Consider the following 5,634-nt stretch of genomic DNA (forward strand, 5'->3'; position numbering starts at 1 on the left):
AGGGCGGAAGGCTGGGGCATGGCGGGCACGTTCTTTGGTCGGAACCGCCCAATATGCCCCGCCTTCCATCCCGCCGCACGACTTTTGTCAGTCAGTCAGCTATTTCGCATTTGGACTCTTAGAACTAAATAGCCAAAAAACGTTTAAGCAGGACATGACGCATGGCAATATCAGAAATCACTCTAAAAATATTATGGGGCAGAGCGGGGGGGCATTGCTCATATCCAGGCTGTGAAACAGACCTAATACATATCCTTGAGTCTAATAATTTCCACATTGGAGAGATGGCTCATATTATAGCCAAAAGAGAGAACGGACCCAGAGGTATCGCGGGGGGTGGCAGCGACGAATATTCAAATTTAATATTACTATGCCCAACACATCATACATTGATCGACAAATCCCCAAAGGGCATCTACCCAGATGAATTGCTTCACAAATGGAAAGATGAAGCAGAACTAAAAGTTCATAATGCGATAAAGCATAAAGCGCCAGACTATTGGCAGCTTTATAGCTTATACTCTAACATATATTGCGCTTTATTTTACTTTCGCGAGTTCAACAGATACGGACAGTTTGCTTCGGCCTTTATTTATGGGCCGCAAGCAGAGGAATGTGCCTATAATATTCTTATCAAGGCCAGTCATAACACGCTTCTAATCAAAGCCATTTCAGAGAAAATAATAAGCGATTTAGAATACATGATTGCTTCGTATCAAAATTTGCCAGGGCTAGATTTATATCAAAGCCTGTACCAAAGCGCAAATCACCTCCTTACAGAAATAAATTATTTTTTTAATAAACCGATTGAGCGAAAAATTATCAACTTAGCACGCTGCTATACCGATGTAGCAATGTATGACGCGATGGGAAGCAATTATACCATTGAGCTATATAACCTTGAATCTGCCGCTTCTGAATTACTTCTATATTCAGACCATGCTCTTGATGACATCCTAAAATCGATAAGAAGAAACAAAATTTACGTGAACGGCAATCTTGATTTTGAACAAACATGCAATAACCCAAATACAAAGCTCATAGGAGATATTTATGGCAGGCTTAAATACCTAATAAGAATTATTATTTAACACCTCCAATTTTTGTTCAATTTAGGGCTGTATTACACAAGATTATTCCTTCATGTCTGAACATCCGTGAGCCATGCTAAAATCACCCCAAACGCACCCTCGGATCCACCAATGTATAAGAAATATCCGTCATCAATAACCCCAAGATATAAAGCACCGATCCCAAAAACACCATCGACCGCACAATCGCGAAGTCCTGCTGACTAATCGCATCAATCGTATAACTGCCCAGCCCCGGAATCGCGAAAAACGATTCGGTAATCAAACTCCCGGTGAACAGCAACGGCAACACCACCACCACGCCAGTCAAAATGGGTATCAAGGCATTCCGCAATACATGACTGAATAACACTCGCGGCTCGGATAATCCCTTGGCCCGCGCCGTGCGGACATAATCCTTCTCCACCTCCTCCAAAAACAGCGTCCGATACCACCGCGCCCCCGAACCCACTCCGGCTACCGCCCCAATCGCCACCGGCAGAATCACGAAGCGCAAAGCATTCAACCCGGTGTCGTAGCCGGAAATCGGCGTCAGTTGCAAAAGCTTCCCCACCAGGAATTGCCCGCCAATGATGTAGAACAGCGACGAAATCGACATCAACGCCACGCACACCGCCACGCCCCAGAATTCCAAATACGTCAGCCGGAAAAACACCAGCAGCAACGCCACGCTGATGTCCATCAACAGCCCCACCACCAGCGACGGCAAAGCGATGGCCAGCGACGGCCACATCCGCTGGCCGATGTCCGCGCCGATGTCGCGGCCCGCGTCGGAGCGGCCAAACCGGAACAGGAACAGGCCCAGCGACTTCTGGTAGAAAATCGTCTGGGTGGCGTGCCCGGCGCCGTCGGCCTCGGCGTTCCAGAACAGCGGCAAATCGTAGCCGCGTTCGTGCTTCCATTTCGCCACCGCCTCCGTGGTGACGTGCTTCTGGCCCAGGTGCATCCGGGCCATGTCGTCGGGCGTGTTGACCACGAAGAACAGCACGAAGGTGAGGATGTTGATGCCCAGTAGCAGCGGGAAGGCGTAGAGGAGGCGGCGGATTAGGTAGCGGATCATGGCGACGACTCCTTATAAACCTAAAGTCGCCACCTCTTCTTCAAATTCCGGGACATCATAATGAGGCGAAATCCCCCGACTTGCCAATAAATGTTGAAATGGGATTGGACGCATTTCAGCCAGCGCGGCGGCTTGCATTAAAGTTAATCGGTCCTTTCCAAATAACAGCACCGCCAATTCCTGCTTTAATTCTGCCGGTGTTAAATGGGCGGCGTGCAAGGTTTCGTCGGATATTACGACAGCCATAAGGGCTTCCTCTTACTGTATGGTTAAAGTCTGCATCGCTGAGCCTTGATTGCCCAGAATGGCATTTTCCAACTTTTTCGCCTTTCCTTGTTCCGCTCCCATCCTTGCATCCAGATAACATGCTTGTTATGTTCTCGCCATGAATTACACCCTCGAATTCTTCGCGCCCGAGGTCAAGGCGGACATCCTGACATGGCCGCCCGGCATCCGCGCCGGGTTCTTCAAAATCGCCGACCGCATGAAGGAATTCGGCCCCGATCTCGGCCTGCCTTACACTCGGGCCATGGGCGGCGGATTGTTCGAGATACGGGCGCAAGGCGCGGAAGGCATTGGGCGGGCGTTCTTCTGTACCTTGGTCGGTCGGCGCATCGTCATCCTGCATGGCTTCATCAAGAAAACCCAGGCGACGCCCAAACGAGAACTTGCCACCGCCCTTCAACGCATGAACAAGGTGAAATATGGCCGAACTTGACTACCAGCCGGTGCCCTTCGATGTGGACGCCGAACTCGCCGAAGCCTTGCAATCCCCCGATTTCCGAGACGCCTACGCCGCGCTCCACGATGAATTCGCCGCCTTGGATGCACTGCTACAGGCCCGCCGGGAAGCGGGCTTGACCCAGGCGCAAGTCGCCGAACGCATGGGCATCAAGCAATCCGCCCTGGCCCGGATCGAATCCAGCCTCGGCAGCAAGAAGCATTCGCCCACCCTGGCGACCCTGCGTAAATACGCCGAAGCCTGTGGCAAGCGCCTAGAAATTCAGTTGCGTTGAGGGCAGGAAAATCGGCGGCTATCCGGTTTCAACCCTCCCCCGCCGCCGCTGCCGATAAACCCGGTATGCCGGCAACACCGCCATCACTAAAACCCCCGCCAACACCGGCAGCGGCCACCACACCGGCCTATTCCATTCGGCCCGCTTGGCCTCCCGTTCCGCGCCGTCGATGCGGAGATACTTCAAACCATTATTCGCCATCAGGTTGGGCTTGCGGTTCTTATACCAAGCGTGGCTCAGGCCATAGCTCTTCGGATGCAGCCCGAACACCCACGGCGCGTCGTGGCGCAGAATCGCCTGCATCCGCTGAATCAGCGCCAAGCGTTCCGGGCCGTCGGCCATGTTGCGCATCTGCTCGAATAGCCGGTCGAACTCGGGATTCTGATAATTGGCCGCGTTCTCCCCGCCCTTGCCGACCTTGGCGTTCTCGCCGTACAGCAGGAACAGGAAATTCTCAGGGTCGGGGTAATCGGCGTTCCAACCCCAGCGGAAAATCTGCGCGTTGCCGTTGCTCATCTTTTGCTGGAACTGATTGTAATCGGTGGTCCGCAGCACCAACTGAACGCCTAGCTTGGCGAACTGCTTGCGATACCAGTTCAGCACCGGCTTGTCGTCCGGACCGGTGGCGGTGGTGTCGAAATTCAGCACCAAGGGCTTGCCGGTCTTGGCGTCCACGCCGTTGGGATAACCCGCCTCGGCCAGCAGCCGTTGCGCGGCTTCGATGGATTTCCGCTGCGGCCCGCCGTCCCGCCAGTCATAGACGAACGGGTTGATGCCGTCCCGCCCGTCCACGAAGCCGAACAGCCCCGGCGGCACCACGCCCTGCGCGGCGATGCCCCGGCCATTCAGGAAGATGCTGATGAATTCCTCCTCATCCAGGGCGATGCTGATGGCCTGCCGCAGCTTGGCCTTGGCCTCGTCCAGCCCGCCCACCACCGGGTCCAGCATGTTGAAGCCCATGTACATGATGGACGTTTCCACGGCGGTCTGGAGCCGGATGCCCTTGGCCCGCATGTCGTCGGTGAGTTCCGCGCTGCCCTGGCCGCTGAATTGAACCGCCTGATCGAAGTTGTCCGACGCCAGCCCAGAGGCGTCGTAATAGCCCTGCAAGAACTTGTTCCAATAGGGAATCGTTTCCCGCTCCAACACGAATATTTCCTTGTCGATGAAGGGCAGGCGTTGCCCGGCGTCCCGCAGCAGCCCGAGCGCGGCATCGCCCGGTTCTCCCTCGCTGGGATATCGCTCCTCGTGGTGATTGGGGTTCTTCACCAGCACCATGCGCCGGTTGGGATTGATCTCCGCCAGCATGTAGGCGCCCGTGCCCACCGGGAACCAGTCGAGGGTGATGTTCTTCTCCACCAAACCGGGCTGGCTGTGGAAAGCGTCCGCCTCCCAGGGCATGGGCGCGAAGAACGGCATCGCCAGCCAGAACCGGAATTGCGGGTATTTGCCGCGTAGGCGGATGGTGAAATGGTGGGCGTCGATGACCTGCACGCCTTCCAGTGCATAGGGCCGGAGGTCAAACCAGCCGGTTTTGTCGGGCCGCGCCTCGTAATCCTTCGCCAGCGTCTCGCCCAGTTCCTTCAAGCCGACGATGTAGCCCGCCATCATTTCGGCGATGGGCGAATGGGTTTGCGGGTGGGCGAGGCGCTTGATTTGGTAGACGAAATCCTCGGCGGTGAGCTGGCGGCTGGCGGTTTCGGGGAAATCGGCGAGGGTTTGGACGGGGGCCAGTTGGTCAGGACTGAGCGCGTGATAGCGGTAATGGCCCGCCGCGTCCTGGGCAAAGGCTGGGTGCGGCTGAAACTGGGCGTCGGGGCGGAGGTGGATGTCGTAGACGCTGTAGGCGATGGCGGCGTCCGGGGTATTGTCCGGGAGCGGCTGGCCGTTCTTGTCGAGGTAGGTGACCGTCGGCAGTGCCGCCGCCGCCAGTGGTTCCAGTTGGTAGGGCCGCTTCAAATAGCTGTATTGCAGCAGCGGCTCGTAGATTTGGGAGATGATCTCGAACTCGTTGGAGCTATAGGCCTGCGCCGGGTCGAGGTGCTTGGGGCGTTCCTCGAAGGAGGTGTAGAGGATGTTCTGGCCGCTGTCTTCCGCCGGGTAGGGGTTGTTAGGCGGGGTGCCGCAGGCGATGAGGGATAGACACAGAAAAAGGCCGAAATGCCGGATCGACCGGACGGCCTGTAACTTCAGAACAGCGGAATCGGTCATAATTTCTCGGAGAGTGGCAGCGGCGGGCCGGGGCATTATAGCCGAGCCGTTCTCGCCGCCTGCTTCAAACCGATAATCCCCACCGCAAAAGGCGAATCAATGCACAGGGAAACCCCTGATTGCCTGACAAAACTTCTAAGTTATTGATGGCACAGAGAAACAAAACAGATACCTGCAAGGCAGGTCGTACATCCACCGGGAGCGGTCGGGCTGCCGCTTGAAGGCCTTGGCCGGTTCCGGGTCGCGGGCGGTGGGC

At 55.9% G+C, this 5,634-nt stretch carries 6 protein-coding genes; 3 read left to right on the forward strand and 3 right to left on the reverse strand.

From position 1 onward, the window contains the following. The first annotated feature begins 161 nt into the window (after positions 1-161). Positions 162-1,091, forward strand: coding sequence for an HNH endonuclease signature motif containing protein (locus tag ACXWUF_RS17295; RefSeq protein ID WP_458495865.1), 930 nt, complete (start codon positions 162-164; stop codon positions 1,089-1,091). Between the two features lie 82 nt (positions 1,092-1,173). Here ACXWUF_RS17295 and ACXWUF_RS17300 read toward each other — a convergent pair whose 3' ends face one another. Then, positions 1,174-2,151 (reverse strand): ABC transporter permease, encoded by a 978-nt coding sequence (locus ACXWUF_RS17300; RefSeq protein ID WP_458495866.1) that lies wholly within the window; start codon positions 2,149-2,151, stop codon positions 1,174-1,176. Between the two features lie 12 nt (positions 2,152-2,163). Beyond that, entirely contained in the window at positions 2,164-2,397 is a 234-nt protein-coding gene (locus tag ACXWUF_RS17305) for a UPF0175 family protein (protein WP_458495867.1), read from the reverse strand. Between the two features lie 139 nt (positions 2,398-2,536). Here ACXWUF_RS17305 and ACXWUF_RS17310 point away from each other — a divergent pair, with 139 nt between their 5' ends. Next, entirely contained in the window at positions 2,537-2,869 is a 333-nt protein-coding gene (locus ACXWUF_RS17310) for a type II toxin-antitoxin system RelE/ParE family toxin (protein ID WP_458495868.1), read from the forward strand. After that, positions 2,856-3,167, forward strand: coding sequence for a helix-turn-helix domain-containing protein (locus ACXWUF_RS17315; RefSeq protein WP_458495869.1), 312 nt, complete (start codon positions 2,856-2,858; stop codon positions 3,165-3,167). Before ACXWUF_RS17310 ends, ACXWUF_RS17315 begins: the two co-directional genes overlap by 14 nt. Positions 3,168-3,185: 18 nt before the next feature. Here ACXWUF_RS17315 and ACXWUF_RS17320 read toward each other — a convergent pair whose 3' ends face one another. After that, entirely contained in the window at positions 3,186-5,378 is a 2,193-nt protein-coding gene (locus ACXWUF_RS17320; RefSeq protein ID WP_458495870.1) for an ABC transporter substrate-binding protein, read from the reverse strand. Between the last annotated feature and the right edge of the window lie 256 nt (positions 5,379-5,634).

This window comes from Methylomagnum sp., assembly GCF_054333355.1.